Source organism: Psychrobacter sp. UBA3480, from assembly GCF_002377945.1.
Taxonomy (GTDB): Bacteria; Pseudomonadota; Gammaproteobacteria; order Pseudomonadales; family Moraxellaceae; genus Psychrobacter.
This window is the reverse complement of record NZ_DFQV01000002.1, coordinates 215633-241267: the sequence shown is the minus strand read 5'-3', so window position 1 is coordinate 241267 and position 25635 is coordinate 215633. Positions and strand designations below refer to the sequence as shown.

General features: G+C 34.8%; 14 protein-coding genes and 1 pseudogene. 7 read left to right on the top strand and 8 right to left on the bottom strand.

Translation table 11 applies throughout. The features are described 5' to 3' along the window. The first annotated feature begins 934 nt into the window (after nucleotides 1-934). Nucleotides 935-2206: a tyrosine-type recombinase/integrase gene (locus B2863_RS01560; RefSeq protein ID WP_296207050.1), complete on the top strand. Its 1272-nt coding sequence runs from the start codon at nucleotides 935-937 to the stop codon at nucleotides 2204-2206. Between the two features lie 54 nt (nucleotides 2207-2260). On the opposite strand, the gene B2863_RS01555 is transcribed toward B2863_RS01560, so the two are convergent. Beyond that, complete coding sequence (locus tag B2863_RS01555) at nucleotides 2261-2659, bottom strand: helix-turn-helix domain-containing protein (protein WP_288995779.1); 399 nt, start codon at nucleotides 2657-2659, stop codon at nucleotides 2261-2263. A gap of 248 nt (nucleotides 2660-2907) precedes the next feature. On the opposite strand from B2863_RS01555, the gene B2863_RS01550 reads away from it, so the two are divergent. From B2863_RS01550 to B2863_RS01535, 4 genes are read left to right on the top strand one after another with little or no spacing between them, the layout of a single operon-like run. Then, complete coding sequence (locus tag B2863_RS01550) at nucleotides 2908-4206, top strand: tyrosine-type recombinase/integrase (protein ID WP_296207047.1); 1299 nt, start codon at nucleotides 2908-2910, stop codon at nucleotides 4204-4206. Then, complete coding sequence (locus B2863_RS01545) at nucleotides 4203-5768, top strand: site-specific integrase (protein ID WP_296207045.1); 1566 nt, start codon at nucleotides 4203-4205, stop codon at nucleotides 5766-5768. Before B2863_RS01550 ends, B2863_RS01545 begins: the two co-directional genes overlap by 4 nt. Then, on the top strand, nucleotides 5765-8131 hold the full coding sequence (locus tag B2863_RS01540) for a hypothetical protein (protein WP_296207044.1): 2367 nt from the start codon (nucleotides 5765-5767) through the stop codon (nucleotides 8129-8131). The genes B2863_RS01545 and B2863_RS01540 overlap by 4 nt, the downstream gene beginning before the upstream one ends. Then, entirely contained in the window at nucleotides 8131-8607 is a 477-nt protein-coding gene (locus B2863_RS01535; protein WP_414706863.1) for a hypothetical protein, read from the top strand. The genes B2863_RS01540 and B2863_RS01535 overlap by 1 nt, the downstream gene beginning before the upstream one ends. Before the next feature lie 556 nt (nucleotides 8608-9163). Here B2863_RS01535 and B2863_RS01530 read toward each other — a convergent pair. Further along, entirely contained in the window at nucleotides 9164-13357 is a 4194-nt protein-coding gene (locus tag B2863_RS01530; protein WP_296207043.1) for an NACHT domain-containing protein, read from the bottom strand. Between the two features lie 664 nt (nucleotides 13358-14021). On the opposite strand from B2863_RS01530, the gene B2863_RS01525 reads away from it, so the two are divergent. Continuing rightward, a complete protein-coding gene (locus B2863_RS01525; protein WP_296207042.1) occupies nucleotides 14022-15737 on the top strand; it encodes a DUF262 domain-containing protein in 1716 nt (571 codons plus the stop codon). Nucleotides 15738-15973: 236 nt separating this feature from the next. On the opposite strand, the gene B2863_RS01520 is transcribed toward B2863_RS01525, so the two are convergent. From B2863_RS01520 to B2863_RS01510, 3 genes are all read right to left on the bottom strand, one after another. After that, nucleotides 15974-17656, bottom strand: a complete 1683-nt coding sequence (locus B2863_RS01520; protein WP_296207040.1) for a UvrD-helicase domain-containing protein — start codon at nucleotides 17654-17656, stop codon at nucleotides 15974-15976. Next, entirely contained in the window at nucleotides 17647-19734 is a 2088-nt protein-coding gene (locus B2863_RS01515) for an ATP-dependent nuclease (RefSeq protein WP_296207039.1), read from the bottom strand. The genes B2863_RS01520 and B2863_RS01515 overlap by 10 nt, the downstream gene beginning before the upstream one ends. A 151-nt stretch (nucleotides 19735-19885) precedes the next feature. Beyond that, nucleotides 19886-22753: a UvrD-helicase domain-containing protein gene (locus B2863_RS01510; RefSeq protein ID WP_296207037.1), complete on the bottom strand. Its 2868-nt coding sequence runs from the start codon at nucleotides 22751-22753 to the stop codon at nucleotides 19886-19888. A 175-nt stretch (nucleotides 22754-22928) separates the two neighbouring features. Here B2863_RS01510 and B2863_RS01505 point away from each other — a divergent pair, with 175 nt between their 5' ends. Next, nucleotides 22929-23726 (top strand): hypothetical protein, encoded by a 798-nt coding sequence (locus B2863_RS01505; RefSeq protein WP_296207036.1) that lies wholly within the window; start codon nucleotides 22929-22931, stop codon nucleotides 23724-23726. Between the two features lie 89 nt (nucleotides 23727-23815). On the opposite strand, the gene B2863_RS01500 is transcribed toward B2863_RS01505, so the two are convergent. From B2863_RS01500 to B2863_RS01490, 3 genes and pseudogenes are all read right to left on the bottom strand, one after another. Continuing rightward, nucleotides 23816-24334: a DJ-1/PfpI family protein gene (locus B2863_RS01500; protein WP_296207034.1), complete on the bottom strand. Its 519-nt coding sequence runs from the start codon at nucleotides 24332-24334 to the stop codon at nucleotides 23816-23818. A 141-nt stretch (nucleotides 24335-24475) separates the two neighbouring features. Next, a pseudogene (locus B2863_RS01495) lies at nucleotides 24476-24730 on the bottom strand (transposase); the annotation flags it as partial. A gap of 302 nt (nucleotides 24731-25032) precedes the next feature. Continuing rightward, the gene (locus tag B2863_RS01490; RefSeq protein ID WP_296207033.1) at nucleotides 25033-25347 is read right to left on the bottom strand and encodes a hypothetical protein; all 315 of its coding nucleotides are present in this window, start codon (nucleotides 25345-25347) and stop codon (nucleotides 25033-25035) included. Between the last annotated feature and the right edge of the window lie 288 nt (nucleotides 25348-25635).

Here is a 25635-nt window from a genome sequence, read left to right as displayed (position 1 = left end):
AAAGCTTCAAAGCTAAACTATTTGATGAGTTTGTTCTACGTGTCACCATCATACTGGCTACATCTGTCAGAATATCCAATCAGCACCTTATCCAGTCCCTCATTCTTAATCGTCACCTAAAAGCCAAATCTACTATCATTCGGTTGTTATTAACTTAATCAACTGGATCTTTGGTGCCAATGCTCTTGCAACGTATTGAATGTAGTCAACTGTCACGTGTCTATATATAGGATACTGTTACTCATAGATTGACAGCTGACATTAAATACTAAAACCCTATTTGATGCTTCTTATCCTATATCACTGCTAAGAGCGCATGTAGACTCTAATACTGATAGTCCTATTTAGTTTGACTATGAGTCTGGTTTCTATACATTTTATACTTAGGAGTGTCATAACTAACCAAGTCATAATATCTTCTTCCCTGATTCGCCCACAGAGCCTTTCAAATCAATAAAGCATTCATTAGTGTCTTCTGATATCTATCACTCCTCGCAAGATGTTTTTATCTGAAGCACTAAGTTGCCATCTCCAAATTTGCACAGAACAGTACTATGACCCTGATTTTTATATTCTGTGCGAGTACAGGAGCATGTTTTTTTGTATAAAGAAATTGAAGAACTCTATCAAACATAGCAAACAGAGTTTTTACTTTTAACCTCTCTTAGGTTTATTACCCCAAACGCCATATATATCAATAAACACATGGCTTACTCCCTCTCTTTCCTCTATACTATAATTATCCCCAACCTTCACTTGGGGATAATTAAGTGTTAAAACTATTACTTTATAAGGCTTTGCTAAAAATACTAATGAATACCAGTGTCCATGATAGTGTCCAATACTTTTATATTTTTCTACAGAAGAGACTTTTTATAAGTCATCAATCATAAACCTATCATTAACTTTAATTATCATATTACGGATATATATTATGGCTATCGACACTGCAAACGATATCAATAAGCTTGAATGCCGAGACAAAGATTATTCTGTCAGTGTCTCAGGTGTGGCTGGTTTAAGCCTGCGTATTTATCCAAATGGTAAAAAGGAATACTACTTGCGATATTCCCATCCACATATCGAGGGCAAACGCCCTAGGATGATGTTGGGTAAGATCGAGGAAATCAGTTTACATGAAGTGAAGTATAAAGCAGAGACTATCCTTAATACGGTCGCAAAAGGCTCTGACCCTAAAGCTATCCAGCAAAAAGAGCAAACCAATAAATATACTCACCTAAAAAATGCACCATTTTCTGAGATTACAAAAGCATGGCGAGAACATAAAACAGCAGGTCGCGATCAAAGTAAATCTAAAAAACCGTCATACAGTGAGTCAACCCTCAAGTTCTGGGATTTATGTCTAGGATATATGTGCCAAGAAATTGGTGATTTAAGAATGGACGATATCACTAGCGAGATGATACTGAGTGTGTGCGAGTCGATTCAAAACAATGAAAATCAAGCGACTTTCGTTGGTGCAAGCACTCGGTTATACACTGAAAAAGTATTTTCATTTGCTGTCGCTCGAGGACTATGTGATAGAAATGTAGCTATAGATACCCGTGGTGAACTTGCACCTGCCAGCTCAGGCAATCACTTACCAGCCATTACCAAACCAGAGCAATTTGCGACTCTCTTAAAGGATATGTCGAATTTTAGAGGTGCAAGCAAGACCACGTTAGAGGCTATGAATTTATTGCCTTACGTGTTTGTGCGTAGTATCGATCTGCGCTCGATGCGTTGGGATGACATCGATTGGGACAATAATACATGGGCATTCTCCCCGACTAAAGGCGAAGGTCGTGACGATATGGTCTCGCACTTAGTTGTTCCCTTGGCCGCGCAAGTGATTTCTCGATTACGAAACCTTCAGTCAATTACTGGGCATAAGGAATATGTATTTGCGTCGATGCGCGGTTCAAGCAATGCTTATATTAGTAAAGCGACGTTGGTACAGATATTCCACCGGCTTGGATACAAAGATGTGCAGTGTTCGCATGGATTTCGAGCATCCGCTAAAACCTTGCTTATGGAACAGCCTGAGCTACGCTATTCAGATATCGTCACAGAATTACAGCTGGGTCACAGGATAAAAGACACACATGGCGGGGCTTACAACAGACTCGATGAAATCGATACTAGGGTACAGATGATGCAAGATTGGGCAGATTATATAGATGAGCTTCGAGGTCATTTCAAATGAGCAATCATTGAGCTCAAAACTAGGATCGGTATATATTTATACTCAGCTATAAATTCAGTCATTCTCAATTAGCTTTTGATCGGAATGATTTTCAATTTTTTCAAACGTATTAATTATTTTATCTTCTTTAATAGTTTGTTGCTGATAAGATTTATCTACATGGACTTGAAGACCTGAAATTATGAAGCTTTGGATACTTTTAGGTGTACTTTTAAATAAATCCAGTAAATACCTATCGGTTTTGGATATTCCGTCAACACTACGTTCCCCTGTAACTACATAATGAATATCAAAACCTAATTTTGATATTTCATACAAATATTTTGTGTCAGGACTTCGCTTGCCTTTCTCGTAATTAGATTGAGTTGGTACCGCGACCCCAGCAAAATCAGCAACTTCTTTTGCTTTAAATCCGAGCCGGATACGTTCTTCAGCTAAAAATATGTTATCCAATTGATTAATTTCCTAATTACAATAGTTAACTATACGATTAACTTATAGGGGTGTACTATACCTTATAAGCTTTAAATAATTTTCCAAGTTAATCATAACTTCATAATAGTATTCTTGCAAAAGTTATCGATAACAACCTTCGACGTTTAAAAGTAAAAGATGTCTAGCGAATTGTACCAGACGTTCTCAATTCATATAAGAACTTTACCTAACTATCTTAAATAGATATCGAATAAGGATATGCCTACATGTTTTTAGTTCGTCTAGTAAAACTATCGAATCCATCTGACAATCGAAGATATGTTTTAATTAATGAAGAAACACAATCTCCATGCCTCTATCCTCTCCTGTATACCATGTCAAAATTGAGACTTAAAAGCCTTTCAACTCAACAGAGTAATTTAAACTCATTAAAATTTTGGTATGACTTTTGGATGGAGAAATTTAATGAAAATTTTTGTCTATCTTTCTATAAAAGCAATTATGACGCTAAAATATTTTTTGAAGAAATTGATAGTTTTTTTATATACCTCGAAAATAGTAGAAAACATGATGACAATCTAATAAGAGTAAAAAATCATATAAAAATAAACTACAATACAATATCGAAAAAAATACAAGACACTACAAAATACTTAATATTTTTAATTGATAACTTTTCATGGAAAGTTGCCGATAATAATATTGTAAAACACAACTCGGTTAAAAGGGCGCTATTAATCCTTAACAATAAATCAGCACAATATAATAAAATAAATTCTAGAAATAGTAACACCAACCAATTTAAAAGTTTAACTGAATATATGCAAGATAGTTTTTATGAAATCATACTACCATCTACTCCAACTAGAAGTAATCCTAAAAATGTCTTTAAGGATAACGCAACTCAATTTCGTAATTTTCTTATAGCTCGTTTACTTATAAATTATGGATTAAGAGCGAGTGAACTATTACTACTATCTTTAAAATCAATAAAACCAAATGTAAATTCAAGCAGTAAGTCCTTAGTTATATGTGATACTCAAGATACCAAAGATTATAGATCCCCCAAGCCTAATATTAAAAATGAGCAGTCAAATAGGACTCTTCAGCTTTCACAGGATGATGACAAACTGATATCTTATTATGTCAATAATTATAGATCCAAGAATGCAAAGTCTGATTTACTGTTCTTATCTTCACAATATCCGTTCTCACCCCTGAGCTATTCATCTATAAATAAGATGTTCAATGTATTAGATAAACAATTTAAAAAATTGTATCCAGATTATTATGACTCTAAGTACACTGATTCAATTGACAAGCTGAGTGCACATACCTGTCGTCATACCTGGGCTACGCTGACCCTAAAATATGCGTACATTACAGCTGTGAATAATTTATCTAGTCAGGAGGCTGCAATGAGTCAAGCAGTGGAAAGTTTGAAAAAAGCTGGAGGTTGGAGTTCAAATAGTTTAATGGTAAGTAGATATGCTGATAGATATTTATCAGCGCGCGCTAACACTATAAATATTAGTAGAATTATAAATCATGGAAATGTCGTATGAACCTATCTATTGAAATGAACTATAAGCATGATATAAAAACTGGTCAATCAATATTTTCAAATAAGCAATTACATTTTATTAATGAAATGAAACTTCCTAGGATTGTAAGATTTATACGTGCAGATAAATTTGATGATGATTTTTTAAATCCTTCAAAAGATGTTTGGGATTTTAAATACTCAGGGAATTCTGAAAGAATTTCATTTAAAAATATGAACTATATAGATGTAAAAATAATAAAGTTCTTATTGATTAAGTATATATATAAGAACTCCCCTTCTCACCTAGGAGATAGATTTAGAAACCTAAAAATATTCTTTGAATATTTTCATATATCTAAAATAGCACTTAATTTCAAGGAGTCTAAAAAAATATTAGTTGGTTTGGTTAATAACGGCCCACTTTACTTTTCAAGTAAATTCGTAATAACCATTCTTATTTTGGAAGAATTTCCAGGATTTTCACTTAACGATGAATATGATCTAGAAATAATAAAAAAGCCGAACCCCAGAAGAAATAGTCTTTATTATGAAGAGTATGAGGACGATATAGACTTGCCAGTTGTCAATATAATACAAAAGGGATTTATAAAGCTTAACAATATACTAAAATCGGCAGAAAAAGATTCGATAAGCAGTTCAGAACTAAAAGATGCCTCGATATTGGCGTTAGCTTTCACTACTGGTATGCGCCCTGTTCAAATGTCGAAACTTTCAGCTGGAGACCTAAAAGAAGATATACCAGAAGATTCGCTAGGTGTAGCACGATACAGCCTTTTAGTACCTTATGCGAAACAAGCGCGCTTTACCCACAAAAAAATAGCCATAAAGCTACCAGAAGAGGCTGCCCTTATTATACTGGCCTACATTCATCGATTCGAATTATCAGTTGAAGATAAGTTGTTTAATTTAGGAGAGAGAGCTGCTTTCACATGCTCGAAAGCTATAAATAGTCAACTTTTCAACTTTTCACCCATTGGATATAGGACTCAAGTTTTGAGTGGAGATATTCTTCAAATAAAATACTCTATGTCTCAATTTAGACACCATGTTGGACATAGCATGGCAATGTCGGGAGCTAGTGCTGAAGAAATCGCTTACATTTTAGGTCACTCAAGTCTTGTCGTTGCAAGGCATTACATATACTCATCGCCCGAAACTGCGATTATTAGAGCTAAAGCATTAGGGGGGAATGCTGCATATAAACAAATGATCGCTATGTTTATGACAAGTACTATTGTTAAAAAATCTGAATGGATAGGGAAAAAAGTTAGCGGATTCATTCACAAAGATTTTCATCATGAAATAGGTGGTTGTGCATATGATGATATCTGCCCATTTGAGCAAGTTAGGAGTTGTTATGGATGCTTATATTTTCACCCATTTAAAAATAAGGATCACTCAGAAGTATTAGATAGTATACAGTCGGAAGTTAATGACATTATTACTATCTCTGATTCTACACAATGTTCGAGAAGCCCGTTGCTACTAGTGCACGAAAGTACAAAGTTTGAAGTTGAATCTGTAATAGTGCGATGCAACCTAATAGAGGATGTATTATGACAAATCAAGCTTATGTCGATTTTATAAATGAGCAGAAAGACTATTTTGAACAACATTTAGGTTCAGGCTTTAATCAGACGTGGAATGATGAGTATTGGCAAGGTGGAGAGAAAGGATCTGGTTGGTTGCACTGTAGAAGTAAAGATGTAAACCTAGTATTTAATGAAGGCAAAAGATTAAAAGGCTTACCTGCGTTTGATATCTCAGAAAATTTTTATGATTTCTTTAGATCAATATTAGTACTTAGCTATAGAAAATCTAATTCCAAAGCATCACCACAAAAACTACATGCTGAACTATTAGTTCTCAAACGTTGGTATTATTCTTTAGTTACCTTAACTAGCTGTAACTCACCACAAAGGATGTGTACCGAAGCATTGGTTGATGCTTTTAAAATCCAAGTTAGAAACAGTAACCCTCAAAATTTACCTGATATTGCTGGTACATATGTGAGACTTCAAGAACTAATTAACAAGCATATGAACCTGAGTAATAAATTAGAATTTGAAAATGATTATAACTATCTCAGTAAGGTAAATAGAACACCTAATGCAAGAAAGACGAAAGAATTGATAGATAAACTTGACATAGATGAAGATGAAGTTAACACAAAAAAACTTATATCGATTCAAACTTTTATTAATATCGCGTCGTTGAAAGGATTGTGTCAAACAAACGGTGAGAAGCTATTATTAAACTTTTTAACTATTTTAATAATTACTGGATTTCGCTCTACTGAAGCAATTCTACTGAAGAAGAATTGTTTAGTTAAGAAACCTTTGCTTGATCCTTCAACTCGGAGTGCTGTGAAGCATAATGGCATAGAACAATATTCCCTTGGTATTCGCTACTATGGCGCTAAAGGTGCTGGCGAGAAGATTCATTGGGTTGAACCATCTTCGTCTGCTTTAATAGAAAGATTAGTTCTAAGTACTATCGATCTGACAGAGGAGTCTAGGAATACATTAAGGTATTTGAGAAGTAAAAATCTTATCGATTTTTTACCCAAAGCCATTGATGATATTAAATCAGATTTAATTGAGCTTGATGATTTAATGAATATACTTTTTCATTTGAAAGAAAGTAAGTTAGGTCGTGCAGGAAAAAGAGACATGGCATTATCATCTTTCAAATCAGCTGGTGTAATTCCAGATAAAAAGCTACCTAGCGGTAAAAGCATTCTCAGATTTTATTCAAAAAACACTATTAATGACTTTATAAAATCACTAACAAACTATGATAAACCTAACCCTATAGATTATATTTTCAACTATAGCGGTACACAAGAAATCATTCCTTTTGAAGAGCTTCTTTTTATACACGAATACAGATCAACAAATTTAAAAAGAGACTTTTATAACAAGACTAATGTCATACCCTTGACTAATATACTTGTTAATGGTTTTTTAGGCGCTACAAGAAATATATCAGTGTTTGAGAAATTTAATTTAAAGGACAAAAGCAATAAATATTCCCAAATTACAAGTCATATTCCTAGACATAATATCAACACTTTCTTAGCAATTGCTGAAGTTTCAGAACATTTACAAGCAATGCTCATGGGTCGTACAAACCCCGTTCAAAATCAAAGCTATCAGCACCTTAGCTTAAGACAAAAAAGCTTCAAAGCTGATTTATCTTCTAAAAGAGCAGCGAGTAAGGTATATTCGGTTTCTTCGTCAGAAAATAACGCTTTAATAAATCAAGAACCCCATATAAAAACTCCTATTGATAATCTGCTGGAAGACCTAAGTCTATACACCTCCCCCGATCAATCATTAGAAAACAATATTAGAAGTAACTTACATACTTTTGACAATAAAGACGAAATAGCTGAATTTTTCAAACCTTCATCATCTGATGTTTTATTCAATGACTTTATCGAAGGTTTGGATCAAGCTTATCAGAATCAACTTATTAATAGCGAAGTTTTAGCTGACGAACTAATCAAGAGACATGCTTATTTATACCCTCTACCCTTTGGTTCTTGTACACGCAATATAGGGTCCAATGGGTGCCCCAAGCGTTTAGCATGCCAAACAGGGAGTCCATGTAGCGATTTTACTATTACAGGACGCTTGGGTGAATTAAGCAATCTGATAGAAGTTAAAAAGAGCTTGATGGAACAGTATGAATTTATTGGTAACAGCAGTAGTAACTTGCACTCTAAGGAGATATTGAAAAAGACCAAGACTCAATTAGAAAATTTACAAATTATAGAAGATAGGATGATTGAACGACAGCAAGGGCTAACTAAAGTTAGTATATATGAAGATGATAAAGGTGTTAAAAGACTACCAAAAACGGTTAGTGAGTTATTTACGATTGAATATGATAAATCTAAGAATAAGGAGGAACTCTAATGTTTCACGAGAGTATTGAGAAGCCTATATTGAGAGGTAAAGAATTAGATAAAGCTATTGAGTCTGAATTGCAGCTAATGCTTGATGAAGGATACGATATAAGTCCGATAACTCACAAGAACCTATATGATCGTTTAAAAAATAATGGATACATTAAGGGTAAGGTAAGTACTCTTAGCTCACGTAAAGAATTAATTAGCAAATACATGACTGAACAAATTGAGTCAAACGGTTTTACTGAAAGAGAAAAGCAAATCTATATTACTGGAAAAAGCAATAAAGCACTATTAGAGAAAAATAAAAGACTTGAAAAGCGTGTTCAAGAATTAGAGTGTTTATTGAATGCTAATACTGAGACGCTGATGAATATTATTCAAGAAGTAAAACTAAAGGGTAAAGTGGATGTTGATATATTACTTGCACCACACTTGATTCCAAACTATGAAAAAATTAATAAACTCTCGATAGTTGATTAGCTTAACTTTATTTTATTAAAAGTTTTAAAGATCTGAATTGATGCTATTATTATCTAAAACTAAGGGATTTCCTGAACTCCGTATAACTGCATTTAATTCAATAACCAATCAAACTGATATAAAGAATACGGTAAGTAAGAACTAAACTCATATTAGCTGCCTTAGTAATTATAGTACCTAATTTTACGCAGAATATCAAAGTAGTACTAAAATCCCCAATACTATCAAAGGTATCTACAACATGAGAATATTAAGCGGCTTTTGATTACTATCTACCCTATCGTCTATCTGGACTATACTGCGGTTAAATTTCATCAAGATAAGCAGAAATCGTCAGTCACATATTCTTCCTCTATGTGTAAAGACTAAGGGTAAAAAAGATCTGCTCAGCATGTAGATATCAGAAAGTGAAGGTGCTTAGTCTAAGTTAGGGTTTTCATTTATAGACAAAATTGCGCGGCGCAAAACACCTTAAATACTTTTATAAGGGTAGTTGGGCGAAATGAGGAGTAATAGCCCTATTTCTCGAAATTAATAGCATATGTACTTATGGAAATTAATTTATGAAGAAAAAGTCTTCACCAACGAGATTACCATCTGCCAGATAATACACACCTGAGATATTCAACCTTTTTTCAGTTGATTCAGTACCTCCGTACATCGCAATCTTCTCAGACAATATTGTCCAAATCACCTTACATCCAGTACTATTTTGCAGTTCTTCTAATGCGTCCTTTTTTACCATTAGGTTGTTACTAGATTCATTACCATAAAGAGAAGCGTCGAACATGACTAATTCATCATGCTCATTAACCCATGAACCAGAAAAATTATCGTTTTTTAAATCTAATGTTTCAAATAGCAACTTAGCAGGTGCACTGATGTTATAGCCTAAATCACGATTTTTTACCCCTTCTGAAATATGACTTTCTGAACAAATATAAACCTCACCTAAGCTATTTCTTTCTGAATTAGTACGCCGTTCATATATGTCTTGCCACTCATAGTTGCCATAATATTCATTTTCATAGACCTTGAGCAAAGGAGACCAGTAATACTCTAAATTAAATAAGTCGTTATATCTTTTTATAGGCTCAGGCATCCATTGACCCATAAAGTTTTTATTCTTTATTTTTGATACGACTGAATTAAAATCTTCATTTTTTACTAAGTATGCTTTGACCATATACCACATACTTTGATATGAGCCAGAATAATTGCCATCACCCAACTTTTTATTAGGCTTAAATTCAATGTGTCTATGTAAAGACAACCATTCTTCATTTTGGAAATCGTTTAAAATTACTTCTTTTGAATCAATTAAATTATCTTTCGAAATTACCCATTCTTCGAAGTCATCACTCCACCCATTGTACTTAGGAGAAGTTATAAGACGGATATTAGTTGAATCAGGAGGTATAAACGTAGGATCAATATCTCTAAAAGAAGGCTCTATAGAACCGTTGTACCATATGTATTTCTTATCATCTTTCCAACGTGTTGATTGGTCTGCCATTTTAAAGTTATCTGCTACTCTAGCTACTACTTCATACATTGCCATCCACTGATATTTCTTACCAATTCGTTCTACACTATTTTCACTACGACCTGTATATGGGATATTGTTATCAAATTCACCGTGTTTTTCTGCATCATAGCCAAATTTATCAAAGACTATTTCTATGGCATAATTACTAAGCTTATCAATCTGTACGTCTTCCCAATCATCTAAACTTGACTGAAAGGTATAACGGCCAAAATCACCGTACCAACCTGTACCTCTACCGTATTCTGTCGTCATTGAGTCTATAATTTTATCTTGAGAAAAACGATATTTAGGAACACCTTTATCTTCATAATCATTCGAGTACTTATTGTCAATATCCTCATTACTAGGAAAGGTTTTAGGAAACACACTTTTATATGGTGGTCTAGCTAATGTCAGCTCACTTTCGCTAAAGCTTACCAAATTATGATTATTAGCATATTCAATAATGTTTCGAGCAAAGTCTCTCACAAGAACATTAGGATAAACCTCTTCTTTAGTGAAAATATTACTAAGGATAAAGCTGGATATTTCAACTATTGCGTCATGGTTCTGCGACGATAAGATTGCGCCATAAACTGAAGCTAAAATACGTTCAAATACATAAGAGTCATCTACCTTGTGAAAAGCTGATAACAATTCAACTGAAATATGAATGTGGTTTTGTAAAAGGCGAGTCAGTGCTATTGTGGCGTTGTCTCGTAATTTGATATTTGTAGTGGTAAGAATCCAACTGAGAGCAACAGCAACTAGATACCGGCTATTATCTGTTAGGTTTTCCGAGAAACCTTGTTTCTTTGCCCAATCAATTAATGTAAAAAGAGCAGATTCTTCATCGAGATGATGACTACTTATGTGAGTTGTCCAAACTGAATCTCTATCAGCTAAATTATGCTTTGAGAGCCACTCGTGCAATTTTTTGGCATTTAATGGATGACTTTCTTTACCTGCCACCTTGTATTGTAGGTTTATAAATTTTGAAAACAGTCCTCTAGTTCTCGAAAGACTTTTATTTATATAATCTTTACAGCTGCTCAAATCAAAATTACTACAGTCGCGCCAGTACAAACCGTCAATGAAAGCAGAGCCAAAAGAATAGTTTTGATGAACTTTATCCTTGTCTAACAACTCAAACAGCTCAACTTCAAATTTGCTAGGAATAAGCACGGTTAAGATGCTCAATGTACCTTGTGATAGATATTGGCTTTTATACGTTATGCTTGATATATCACAACTTAAGTAAGTTTCTAGATCATTCAGTGTCGCATTATCATCACAAATAAATTTAGCGGTCTGATAGTCATAAAAACGCTCATACGAAAAGTACAGTACTTCGCTATTGTCTCTTTGATTTTGATAAGAAGTCAGTAGGTTCTCGTCAATCAACGCTTGCAAAAATGCATCTGCATTTAAAGAATAAGTATGAGCATCGACAACTTGCATTGCATCTTCATAAGTTAACGATTGAGTGCTATTACGGAAAATTTCTTCAGCTAACTTATTTAGTATTTTTTGCACATAATTTAAAGCAGATCTATATCCAAACTCATCAGCTATCTTGGCATTGATTGATGAGAAATAATTGTCGAAAACCTCTGTTAATACCATTGCGAAGTCATCGGTTTGCGTGTGTTTTTTATACTCACAATAAATTTTAAGAAACAAAGGATTTGCAAATTCTTGCGTTAGTAACGGCTCTTTTGGCAAAGCTAACTGATAATACTCAAAGAATGACCGAACCGCTTCAAAAACGTTAGACTGAAACCCAAGATGATGAATTTCACTGACTATACCATCCTCGATATCTTGTTGTACGTTACTTAAAATCCCTTCTTTATATTCACTTCGAACTGATAGTATCAATGCCACCCAAGGATATTTTTTAAACTTTTCAATAAAGCCTGCAAGGGTATTTTTCCAAAATGAACGTCCTTTACCTTCGTTCAATGCATCAATAACAACAGGAACTCTTTCTTGTTGAGCATGGCCTATAGTATTTAAAACGCCTAAAAATACATCCTCGTTACAACCAAGTCTTAGCTCATCTTTTAAGATTTGCGTCCAAGGGTTCGTGGTATCTGTCAATGTTTGACCGAGCACGAAAATACTCGGCTTTTTGTCTTTGATCAACTTGTTCGAAAAATCACCTAATAGATGGGACTTACCAATACCAGCGTCGCCATAAACGATTAGACAGGGGTTATTAAATAAATTAAATGCTTGTGACTCGACTTCAAAATCATCGATAACGTTTCTAAGTTCGTACAAGTCATTTTGAAAATTTTGTCTAGCTCTTTCATCTTCAATGTTGCTGATTTTTTTACTAATTTTCCCGCGAATACTCCCAGACAACCTTACTATTTCTTTAAATTCTATATAATTAGTATTATCGATTAGTATGACGTTGGCATCTTCCTTTGATATATTTTGCCAACTATTTACTAAGCAACATAATAGTTTACTAACATCATCTTCTATAGCTAGTTCGTGCTTATCGCATGATTGTTTTAAGCTTTCAGCTACCTTATAGAGTGAGTTAAGTTTCTCAAAAATATAGGTTCTTGCCTGTTCATTCTTTAATAATGCATCAAAATAATGATTGATTTCATTTATTTCTACGTTGAGTTCGGGCGTGAACCTTGGTCCTAAATTTCTGATAGACATATTAACTTGTTCGGTAAACCATGTTTCAGAAAAATTATCTCCACCAAACCAGAATTGAACCATACCAGCATTTTCAGGTTTTTGAAGTTTATTATTAAGCTCAAAAGCACCCCAAAACTCGACCTCAATAGTCATACCTTTACCTGAGGCAAGCGCTTTACACTCTTCTACGAAGTCACTCCATCTGTCCTGAAGGTATTTTTTATCTTTTATTCTTGGGTCTGCTCTATCAAGAGGACAACAAACATAATACTTCACCAGTTTTGGGTGCTTTGTGATAGCTGTCTCAAACGATTTCTTAATCTGCTTGAATTGACTATCGTGAATATCAAAGAAATACTTAGCCTGCCAGCCAATTTCGTTACCATTGTCTAAGGTTAGATAAGATTCAACGCCACCGTCGGGAGCTTTGACTCTGATATATTGACCATTTTCTTTGTTCTCGTTGTAAGCTAATTGGCAAACAACTTCTTCAAAAGCTGTATTTTGTGAATGCTCATAGCTTTTTATATCTTTCCAATCAAGAGTATTTGCTAGCATAAATGTTGATATACCTAATTAGAAAAATAGTTATACCGATAATATCAATAATCAAAGTTGATTACTACAAACTAGAAGCTGCCTTTGATAACTTGCTTGCCAGCAGACAATCGCATTAACTTTATTGCTCAAAAAGATTGAATATCTTGGCATAGCAGTTTTCATCAACTAGCTAATGTATTCTGATAAGGCATAAGCACGCTGTCTAGTATGGATTATCAAGTCTAATAAGTGCTTTTTTGGATTTAATCGTTCGAAAGCTTAAATTTCAGCTACCTGCACTGATATTAAGTATAAATATTAGCGCCAACTGACTATGGTAAGCTCATCCTTAAAAGTTCTAATATAAAGCCAGGTTATCAACCCATATCTTGATGACTAAAAAAGATAGGTAACCTAATTGGAATATTATCAAGCTCTCAAAGCATTGCTAACCGGCAAATGTATTGACAATACAATGTAGCTTAGCTCCATGTTAAAAACTACAACTACTTACCTGTAAACACTCAAACACAATAGTTTTATCATAATTATGGAAACGGCATAGGGTTTGTAAAAATCTGATAATATTGTCTGTATCTCCAGACATAAAAATTATGCCAAAATGGCAAGCCAGCTTTGAAGCTAAAGAGCAATTCAAGATGATATTAAAGGATTTTTCATAATGGCATATTCGAGCTTATCTATTAGGCAACTAATTATAGACATCAATTCTAATAAGTATTACCTGCCTGCAATCCAAAGAAAATTTGTTTGGGGCGAGGAAAAAATATGCAAATTGTTTAATTCTATTATGCAGGACTACCCGATTGGAACTTTCTTATTTTGGGAGTTGACAGCTCAGAAGGCCAATGAATATACTTTTTATGAATTTCTTAAGAACTATTTTGAGATTCGTGGAGTATTGGATGGACAGCAGCGTATTAGTTCAATGTATATTGCTCTGCAAGGTGTGTATTGCACTAAGAAGAAATATGCAAAGAGCACGAACAATAGCGCATATCCCGAACGTAAAATGTATATCAACTTATTGAATGAGGATTATGAGTTTAAATTTTTAACTGAAAAAGATGCTCAGAATAGCAAAAGCGGTTACTTTTATCTTGTTAGAAATATCTTAAATGAGCTTGAAGATTCGGATGCTGACTCTGACAATATTGTTGATAAGCTAATTGAGACTGATCCTAGTAGATCAGAGCTGTTAATAGAGAATAGAAGACAAGCAAAAAAGATAATTAATCGTTTACTCAATAAATTTAACGATGACCAGTTAGTGAGTTACTTCAAGATCATTAATAAAGACTTAGATGATATCTTAGACATTTTTGTACGCGTCAATAGCGGCGGGACGATACTATCAAAATCTGATCTTCTATTCTCTACCTTAGTAGCACATTGGGAGGATGGTCGTGACCAAATTGAGAAACTTATATCTGATATGAATGGCGAAGATGGTCTCTTTAATTTCAATACCGATTTTTTGATGCGGACATGCTTATTTCTTGTAGATGCTCCAATGAACTTTAAGGTGCAGACCTTTAACTCTACGAACATCAATAAGATAAAAGATAATTGGAACCAAATTCGCAAGGCCTTAATAGATGCGGCAGCAATGCTAAGAGAGTTTGGCTTTAATAAGAAGCGATTATCCTCCAACTATGCTGCAACTCCATTGGCCTATTATTTATATAAAGGCGGAAAGGTTGACCCTACGACTAAACAAGAACTAAGAAAGTTGATTGTGCACAGTCTCTTGAAGCAGGTTTATAGCGGTCAGGCAGATACCGCTCTAAGTGGTTTGCGAGATGGGTTAAGAACAAAGTCTGATGGTGGTGATACATACATACTAAAAGCCATTAAGTTTGATTTTTCCGAATATAAAAATACCAGAATGTCGGGCGGGAAGAAGCTAACAATTGATACCACGGACATTGAAAACTTCTTAGAGTACAAAAAAGGAGCATTTAGCTTCTTATTACTTTCAACGCTTTATCCAGACTTAAAGTTAGATCAGATCTCATTCCATCAAGATCATATGCATCCACACAGCAAATTTAAGCCATCTATATTGAAAGAAATTGGAATAGACGGAGAAACTATCAAACAGTGGCAGGATATGCGAGATCAGGTACCTAACTTGCAGTTACTCGAAGGTCGCGAAAATACTGTAAAACAGGCTACTAACCTATCTAAGTGGGTTAATAGTAAAGCTGACAATGCAACTTATTATCTAAAGCGAAATTATATATTAGATGAGCAGTCATTAGAGCTAGAAGACTTCGAAGGCTTCTTTGCAAGTCGGAAACAACTTCTAAGAAAAAGGCTGCATGAGCTATTTGATGTCACTTATATTGAAGAATCATTTGAGGAAGTAATATAGTAGCTAATCAAGGAGGCGCGGCTTATTGCTTAGCTACTATACTGCCACTAGAATTTTTGGATGCATTGCTAACGTGGAAAGGAGAAGCTTAAAGGACTATTTCTCGGTGGTTATAACCTATGATTGGTTCTTGTTCTCTACAATAATCTTCTATTCTTTTCCTTACCTCTACATCCGTTACAGAAAATACTCTAATAGTAGATCTTAAACTAAAACCTTCAAAGAAAGTAGTAACGCTATATCTCTACTACTTCGAGTATGCCTGTGCCAAGGAGCTGTTGTTTAAGCGAATCTTCTAATATAGGTACCGAAATGAATAACTTATTCCTAGCTCTACTTACTGCTACATAGTTAATTCGTTGTTCTTCTTTAGTAAGGTCTGGATGGGTTATAAAAGCTAAGTGTTTCGGATCTGACAATAAAAGTAATACATTATCGAATTCATTTCCCTTCGCTTTATGAATAGTTAAATGACGACTATCTTCATTTACCGCTTTCACACAAAGATAAAGGCTAATAAAATCATTTTCTTCATAAAATCTTCTAATTCTCCCTCGCGTAACTTTAGGAAACGATAAGCCTGTCAAACCAACTATAAATATAGAAAACTCTAATAAAGACTGTTTCTCAATGGTCTCAAAGTTAGCTGAAAGCTTAGTCAGATAATTTAGAATCAGCTTCTTTGTCTGTAAGTCCTTATTCGGATAACTTCTCTGCAACTCCTTTATAGCCTCTTTAAAGTCGCCATTCTGTAATAAAAAAAGACTTTTAATAGAGCTGGATATCAGTTTAGAACGTACTTGATTCGAATCTTCTTCAACTAATTTTTCCAGTAATTTTTTATTAAAACCGCCCAAGCCTAACTCTGCTTTAGCTAAGTTTAATACGATATTACTACGTGATAAAGTCGTTATATTCTTATTGATTCTGTAAGCATAATTGTAAGCGTTTACCATATCTCCGACTAGTATAATTGGTTTTAAATCAGAGATATTTCTAATAGGAATTTGCATTAAATCATGTCTGATAAAATTCAAAAAACTAACAATTTCATTAGAGCATCTACGATTATTTGTTATCTGGAAGTTCTGTATATTATCAATAACTAGATCATGGAAATCTGTAGGTTTTGCACCTTGAAAACCATAAATCGATTGAGCTTGGTCGCCAATCACTCCTATTGTTGAATATTCAGCTATATCCTTGAATATATGAATTTGTAGTGGTGTAGAATCCTGAAACTCATCAATAAATACATACGGAAACTTCTCGGATATAATTTTTATAATAAACGGAGCTTGATTTATAATTTGATAGGCGAAAAAAATTATATCGTCGTGATGGTACACTCCTTTTTCCCAAGCTAGTTTTTTGTATTCTGAATAAGTTGTATTGCTTAGGTTATACCTACCTATTTTTACAGGATGACTTGGCTTAATAACTAAATTATTATTTGAATCGAAGTGCCAGTAACACCTTTTAATCGCATCTACCATTTTAGGTTTATTTTCCAGAGAAACGTAACTTACTTTGGGCTTCTCTGACAATTCTTTAAGAAAAGTATAATTCGATAGTATTTTGTCATCATGTCCATCTATCTTCGTGACATCCAAGTTGAACTCTTCTGCTATCACTGAAATATATGGTTTGACAATATGATGGTAAAAGAAGCTATGTATTGTCATAACCTCTACCCTTGAATTAGCGTTACCAAGTCTTAAGCGAATCGTTTTAACGGCATTATTTGTGTAGGTTAGGCATAAAACCTTTTTCGTTATAAACAATTTGTCTGAAGTTCTAACAACATTATGGATATGTTGAGTTAGCCAATAGGTTTTACCTGCTCCAGGACCTGCCGAAACTCTAAAAGGTGAGTCAATATCAATAAGCTCATCTGATTCAATAGTTGTTATTGACATAATACTTCTAAAGCCTCCTGTATATAAGGTGGGATTACGACGTCAACATAGAGATCATTTCCCTTATTAAATAAATTACTTTGCAAAGCGATTGCTAATTCTAATGCATTCTCTCCCTTACTGACTGAATTTAAATACCTTGTAGCTATAATAGAGCGCTTTTTCTCATCATCTGTCAAACTACAACTATTTATTCCTGTCTCAATACGAGTGTTTTCTACACTACCACGAAGCACATCTATCAACTGTTGAACTGTAGATTCTTGGTCGTCGTATAGATCCATAAGCTTATTTAGTTCAGGTTTGTTTTTAGTACTTTCTGTTATAAGTGTTTTTAATGAGGGATTAAGATAAGCTAATTCGTATTCTAAGGTTTTACCATGTATGTCATCTTGTTTAAATATTAATATATTACTAGACGCGTGGGCAACATTATTAGAATCATAATCATATGTCTCATTATCTATATTGAACTCGTAGGGATAACAAGTTTTGAAATTTCGATCTTTATTCTTATCCCTTCTCACGGGGTCTTTATCGGTTAAACATACGATTTTCTTTGGTATTGCGTATTCATTCGCTTCATTAAAAAGGTAGAAAAAATGATTAAAATATCTTCCGCCAATATTTACTATACTAATGTGGTAGTCTTCCAATGATTTATCTAAATACCTAGAAAATATAGATATTAAAAGCTGTTCAGCAATACCTTCAACAAATAAGACTCTATCACTGAATAAAATATCAGACTTAACTGCATCTAAAAATCTTTCAATATATTGCTTACTACTAATGACTTCATTGCCATGTTCATCTGTAAAGGTTTTAGCAGGGTACGCTACATCTGTGCCGTCGTTTTTCTCATATAGACAAATTATATTATCTAAAGTAACTGCACTGGTTATATGCGTAGAATGAGTAGTAACAAATATTTGTCTTACTTTTTTAGCCTTACGATTATTTTCTAAGAACTTAAGAAGTTTAAATTGCATTGATGGATGTAAGTGTGATTCAGGCTCTTCTATAATGAGCATGGAGAAGACTTTAGCATTGCTGTCGAGATGTTCGACGTTAGCGTTCACCTGCATCTTGGCAAGAAGAAGAGACATATAGATTAAGTTGTTGTATCCTAACCCATTGTTCCTAGCAGGTATCTTTATACCTGTTTCATACTCAACAATAAGTTGTAGAACGCTATATATCTCAAGCTCTGATAAAGCGCCTTCAAAGTTAGGTAGTGCGTTGTTAAATGAAGCCCCTGTCTGTGTTGCGTATGATAATATTTCTTTTTTGCCATGTTTGATACGCGCATGGATATCATTCAATAAATCATTTGATTTTATCGCAAAGTCGTCTCTTCTAGTGTTTATAGCTACATTTTGTGCTTTTTTGTCTAACGTACTATCACTCTTAATATCATAATCCATAAAGAAGTCTATAACTTCTTTAAGCAAGGAATTCTTGCCTGACAACATATCTCTCTCTACATCTCTTATCGCATCAAGAAATTGATAGTCAAATCTATCAAGCGTTTCTGGATCAAGTGTAGATTGATTCTTTACATCACCGACCCAAATCTTGTGTTTATAAAACCTTAGGAAATTTTTCTGTATCATCTTCCAGATTTTATTACTTATATCTTCATTATTTTGATCCTCATCCTCTCCTCGATTTACTATTTCTTCAATAAAGGTTTTATACGTATATTCATGCTTCTCAGGTAAGAAAAATTCATAAGTTAGTACTGCTTCGTAGTTATCATCAAGAATAGTGAGCCAATTCGCTAACACTGAAATATCATCTTCTGTAGCAGTATCGTCATCTCCTTTTTTTATAGTTGCTTCAATAGTAATTTTAGGTGGTACATCTATTAGATATTGTTCATCTATAAATTTACAGAAATCATCAATTCCAAGTTTTTTGGTTGATTTTTTATCGAAGATTATAGAAAGTGCTCTAAGAAGATTTGACTTTCCAGAGTTGTTAGAACCAATGATAGCGTTAATACCGTCGTTAAACTCAACTGTTATGTCTTTAAAGCTTCTATAGTTAGTTATTTTTAATTGAGATATATACATCTTTACTAACATCCTTTTAAATAAATATTCCGTTAATAATAAACGTTTTAAAGTCGCCGCTGACTTAAACCACAACAAGTTAGTCTACATTTTTTCAATTGGTTTAAGAGCTCATTCTAAGAACAGTGTGATTTGCTTTAGTCGATATCGATTAGCGAATCTTTATTGTATTCTTACATTGATCATCTGGGATACCATATCCGCTACAACCCCAGAACTTACCAAATTTGCTTTCTCGCATCTTCATAGGACGCCCACATTTATTACAGATTTTCATTGAATTACCACAGTCTTTATTGTTGCATAAGCTATCATGTTCTCTATCGACAGAGGGTGCCTCGCACTTAGTGCAGACACGTGCCTTACCTACCGAACAACCTCTACCAGAGCTACAGCCATAGAAACTGCCATACGGCCCTTTGATTAAGCGTAGGTAGCCGTTTACGCAGTTAGGACATTTAAATATTTTTCTGTGGCGTTCTTGGAAGGATTTAGAGAAGATATTGATGTCATATTTAGGGGCCAGTAGTTCAAGAACAAACTCTGATGGGGCTGTTGGACTCGCAATAATATATGATTTCTTTTTACAACGCGTTATGCCGACATACAGCAAGCGTCGCTCTTCAGAATGAGGGAATGAGTCTAATGTTGGGAGTAGTGCCTCAGGTATAGCATCTTCACGATTTCCATTAGGGAAGCCACTTTTTCCTTGGAAAAAACCAATCAAGATGCAGTAGTCAGCTTCAAGTCCTTTAGATTTATGAAAGCTCCAAAAGTAGATACCTTTAGACTTTTCTTTACCTAGAAAATCACGTGAATCTTTTAATAGATAGTTATATCTAGCAATAATTGCTATCGAGCCTTCGGGGTCATTTGCTCTAATCTTGCTGACAACCTCAGCGACTCTGCTATAGACACCATTCTCTTCATTAGTCTTATCATCTAATAAATATACTTGTGATTCATCAACCACGTCGTGTGTTTTGATGTGTTTCTGATACTGTTCAGGATTCTCCATGATGAACGTTCCAGCAGTATCAGCAATGCTATTATTATAGCGGAATGTTTTCTGGAGCTTTGTCAGTGTATGCGGTCCAACCAGATCATTGAATCTAGTGGTGAGCTCAAGTTTACCACCTGAGAATCGATAGATAGACTGCCAATCATCACCGACAACCGTTAATGAGGGGTCAGGCCCTTTTTCGATAATGCTGTTAACAAACTCCATCCGAGAGGCAGATATGTCTTGAAACTCGTCAACAAGAATATATTTCCAGTGAGGTTTATATTGACCATTATCTACGACTGCAATTGCACGGATAATCATATCGTCAAAGTCAATTGAATCAGTAGCTGCAAGCTCTTCAACATACGCGTTGTGCAAGTCAGTTAGAATACGTGTCTTCTTCTTTGCTTGTGAGATACTAGCTTTCTCTAGCCTATCTAGAATTGAGTCTTCATCCAATCTCTCAAATCGAGTGGCTTGTAAGGCCTTGATAAGCATTTTGCTCCAAGTGGCAATTTGATTACCTTCCTTAAGCTTAGAGAGTAACTCTTTTGAAGCGTCTTCAACCGAATTTTTATCGGGAATAACTCCCACGGTAGCCAGTCGTTCTTCAAGACGAGCTTCGAGTGCATCTTCGGTCCAGTCATAATGGAATGTTTCCACTAAAACTGTTTCAAGCTCTTTATGCAGTTTACGTTTGCTATCAATAGATTCGTTGTATGCTCGCTTATCTATATCGGGGCGAGTATTACCCTGTCTATCGATACCAAAGTGCTCGATGTAAATATTAGAGTCAGATATATGAAAGTCAGGCTGGTAGTCGAATCCTATGTCAATTCTTCGCTTACTGATGTAACGAGCTTCGTATTCGTATGGGATCTTATGAATAGCTAGCCAATTAGCTATCCTAAGTTCTTGATACCCTTTGACCAACTCGCCTTGAAGAGTTCTAAACTCATTGTCTCTGATATGTCGCTCATACTCTTCTTGAGTCTTAAAGTCGAAAGGATTCACAGGTTCTGGGAATAGTGATATAAAATCGACCATTCTTTTGGGATCTTGTGTTAAATATTCTATCAACCACTCTGTTACCCACACACCTAGCTTTAAGCTGTCTTCAGTGAAGACGCTCATATAAGTTGAGATGTTAGATTCCTCTAAGATCTTTCTACCTAAAGCGTGGAATGTTGAGATCTGAGGTGTCTCTGTTAGTACGATGCCTGAATTCTCAGCTTTATCAGCAAGCCTATTTTTTAGCTCTTCAGCGGCTGATTTGTTGTAGGCTAGAACTAAAATCTCTTGAGGTGATGCCAACCCTCTATCGACAAGATCGAGAGCCTTAGCGACCATGACAGAGGTTTTACCCGTACCAGCAGCAGCCAGTACCATGTTTTTATCATTAGAACGGAGCACACCAAGTCTCTGTTCATCAGTTAAAGGATTTGATTCTACGTTATCAAAGAAATCCTTTCTTAGCGCCAGGTTGATTTTTTCATGATATGCGCCTAAGGCTTCTTGTTTGATAGGATAAAGACTGTATATTTTCCCAACTTCGCTATATAGTTTGGAGTCACTGAAGTAATCCCATGGCACGTTGTCATCTTCATAGTATGTAGCCAGCTCATTTGCGACTAATTTAATTTGATCTAATTTCGAGTCCCTAGGGTAATTACTCAAAACCTGAATATTAAACTCTTCAATTAAGCTACTCATATAGGGCTGTAGGGAGTGAGCGATTTTCCTGTTGATAGACTCTAAAAATGCTATAGAGTTCGTCTTTGATAAAAACTTATACTCTTCGAACGATTGACCGTTATGAATAAATAGGGTTGCACCAAAGAATCCCTTTTCAATATAAGCAAATCTTTTAACTTGAGAGAATGAGGCAAGTTCTGCTGATCCTTTCTTGGTATCTAAAGACAAGGCTAGCTCTGTTAGAAGTATTCCTTTTTTGCCAAAAATCTTACCAATGAAATTAAAATTCAATTGTTCAACCGTAATAATATCCTTCACCTTTACTCTCTTGTATGTCTAGCATTAAATCTCTTGATGGATTTTTCCACTGGCAATTAGTGAAAAATGATAAGGTATAAAAAAATTGCATTAGTACATCAGTACATCCTGGGATAGTGTATGCATTAACACAATCATGGAATAAACAATATACCCTCAAAAGGAAACAAAAGTAATGATTAGTTCTGAAAAACATGAATCGGCAGATGTAAGTATGACAAAACAGGCTGGATATCGCATCGTAGTAATCAACTCTTCAGGGAATACTGGTAAATCTCTCGTTAGCAACTACATGCTTAGGCCGAATATGGATTTGCAGCGTCATTATGTGATAAATAATATGAGTATGTATAGTAAAACGTATTCTGATGAAATTATATTATCTGGAGAAAATTTTGATGAAGCTTTGAAAGCCTTAAATGATATAGAGTCAGCTATTGTCGATATTGCTGCAGATAATACAGAGTATGTAATAGATATCATGAAGCACAGTAGTAACTCTCATGAAGTATTCAATTACTTTTTAGTGCCAGTAGTAGAAAGTGCAAAGGAGTTGGAAGATAGCTTAAATACAATCAAAGCTCTCTTAAAACTTGGAGTTTTACCTAACTCTATTAAGGTGATATTCAATAATATAAAATCTACAGAAAACATAGATAATAAATTTGAATACCTTTTATCACATTTAGACGAACTTAAAATATCTTATGATACCAATGCGGCTATTGAGCATAATATCTTTTACCGAAGACTGTCTGAGCTAGACATTAGCTTATCAGAACTATTATCTATACCAATAGATGAAAAAAAGAATAGGAAAGAGTACCTCAGGACTAAGAAGAATCCGGAACGGACAGAGGAGGAATATAAAGAGTTACAAGCATTGGTAGATTTAATTACGACTTGGCGGTGTGCACAGTCAGCTGTTAAAAATTTAAATAAGGTTTATCAGCTCTTATTTGCTAAGTTGTGAAATGCCTGATTTATCCCCATTCTAGCTATGATTTAAAAAATTATAGAAGCAAGCTTGGTAAACTAGCGATTCAATGAAGGTTTAGTATCTTAGTCAATATCAAACTCCATCCGTCGTGCTGTCACTTGCATGGTTTGCGTATCTACCAATTTCTTCACACAATAAAAACTGGCATGAATACCCGCACTTATTCCTGCTGATGTGACAAGGTTAGTCGTCTTATCGCTAGCATCGACAAAGCGGGTGTTAGCGATTACTTCAATATTAGGATAGGTAGCTAAATTATCCAAATCCATCCAATGGGTGGTTGCAGACTTGCCAGCCAGTAATCCAGCTTTTGCTAACAGCAATGCACCGGTACATACTGAAAGCGTTAACTCGGTAAGCTTGGCTTGAGAGATGATCCAATCAATAACCACTGGATTATTTATCTCAACATTCTCGGCACCATAACCACCCGGAACAACCAATACGTCAATATCAGGATGATTGTCGAAGCTATAATCAGGAATAATAGTTAAACCATTTCTAGCAGATATTGGTGCTTGCTGCTCGGCAATGGTGATGACGTTAAAATGCTTATGACCTTTAAAACAAGCTAATACCATCAAAATCATCAGATAGTTTAGGCTTATAATGGTAAGCGGTTCGACTCATACAGACTACCTGACAGCTCACCGCAATACTGACATCATACTGCGCCTGTAACTCTTACGCCCAGACTTTGCGTTCGGGTACAGGCGCTATAGCTTTTTTATAATCTCTTCCTGCATCTGCGCTTTGAGGCTTAGATCTGCATACATCTGTTTAAGCCTACGGTTTTCTTTTTCAAGCTCTTTTAAGCGTTTGACGTCAGACGCTTCCATGCCTCCATACTTCGACCGCCATTTATAAAATGTCGAACTAGCAATACCGTATTTACGGCACAGCTCTTTAGCAGGTATCCTAGCTTCTGCTTCTTTTAATATCGATACGATTTGCATCTCAGTCATTCGTTTGCTCATATCAAAACTCCTTATGGGTATTTTATAAGAAATTCTACGTTTGAGCTGTGTTAGTTTAGGGGATAGTTACAGCTAAAGATTTTATTAAAGTATTTAGAAGTCTTTAAATTTAAACTGATGCTATCAATTACCAAAAATAATTTTGGAACAGCCCAACGTACCAGCCACAACTAATAGATAAGCGTGTTAATCGGCTCTAGGAGCGTTGTTAGTCCGGTTTAGTCGTATGTAATACCCTAAATAAAAAACAGCCGCTATAAGCGGCTGTTTTTTTGATGCTGGCGGGTATAATCGTTATTCCTTCAGTGCTGTTTTCTGAGATAACCGATATGTTCATCACAGCATTCATCGGCGACTTTATTGGCAAAAACCCGTGAGTCATCGTCTAATTGATGACAGGTGAAAAAATTATCAGTTTTAAAATCGAGTGCTATTAAGCGGCTTTGATCCTCAATTTGCGCACTACCGCTCACCACGTTACCGCTTAGGACTAAAACTGCATTCTCACTCATTAATGACTCAATCTCATGGCTACCCTCCACGTTGACTTTAGCCACCGTGTCATCAGTCAGATAAAGTAAGTCCTGATCATTAACACTTTTCGAAGTAGATGTCATGCTAAGCTCAACGAAACATGAACTACTGGTTACCAGGCTTGATAGTTTTTTAAAGTTTATATGCACTGGAACATTTTTGGATTTTACGCTTACCTGTCCGTTAAACAAATTTACTGAAGTGGCCTCTGATAGATCAATCAAGGCTAGTCGATCAGTATTAAGGCCGCCACTGATTTCTGTTAGCCATAGGCATACTCTAAAATTTAACTAATAATAGTAATTATATAAAATCAACACCTCATCGCACACTATTTATTACTCTAATTCATAATAAAAAATTTACTGTTT

Excerpts from the sequence above, each read along its gene's own strand:
- B2863_RS01535 (WP_414706863.1), top strand. The coding sequence starts at position 8,131 with ATGTTTCACGAGAGTATTGAGAAGCCTATATTGAGAGGTAAAGAATTA.
- B2863_RS01530 (WP_296207043.1), bottom strand. The coding sequence starts at position 13,357 with ATGCTAGCAAATACTCTTGATTGGAAAGATATAAAAAGCTATGAGCAT.
- B2863_RS01490 (WP_296207033.1), bottom strand. The coding sequence starts at position 25,347 with ATGACATCTACTTCGAAAAGTGTTAATGATCAGGACTTACTTTATCTG.
- B2863_RS01500 (WP_296207034.1), bottom strand. The coding sequence starts at position 24,334 with ATGGTATTAGCTTGTTTTAAAGGTCATAAGCATTTTAACGTCATCACC.
- B2863_RS01550 (WP_296207047.1), top strand. The coding sequence starts at position 2,908 with ATGTTTTTAGTTCGTCTAGTAAAACTATCGAATCCATCTGACAATCGA.
- B2863_RS01540 (WP_296207044.1), top strand. The coding sequence starts at position 5,765 with ATGACAAATCAAGCTTATGTCGATTTTATAAATGAGCAGAAAGACTAT.
- B2863_RS01505 (WP_296207036.1), top strand. The coding sequence starts at position 22,929 with ATGATTAGTTCTGAAAAACATGAATCGGCAGATGTAAGTATGACAAAA.
- B2863_RS01515 (WP_296207039.1), bottom strand. The coding sequence starts at position 19,734 with ATGTATATATCTCAATTAAAAATAACTAACTATAGAAGCTTTAAAGAC.
- B2863_RS01520 (WP_296207040.1), bottom strand. The coding sequence starts at position 17,656 with ATGTCAATAACAACTATTGAATCAGATGAGCTTATTGATATTGACTCA.
- B2863_RS01560 (WP_296207050.1), top strand. The coding sequence starts at position 935 with ATGGCTATCGACACTGCAAACGATATCAATAAGCTTGAATGCCGAGAC.
- B2863_RS01545 (WP_296207045.1), top strand. The coding sequence starts at position 4,203 with ATGAACCTATCTATTGAAATGAACTATAAGCATGATATAAAAACTGGT.
- B2863_RS01525 (WP_296207042.1), top strand. The coding sequence starts at position 14,022 with ATGGCATATTCGAGCTTATCTATTAGGCAACTAATTATAGACATCAAT.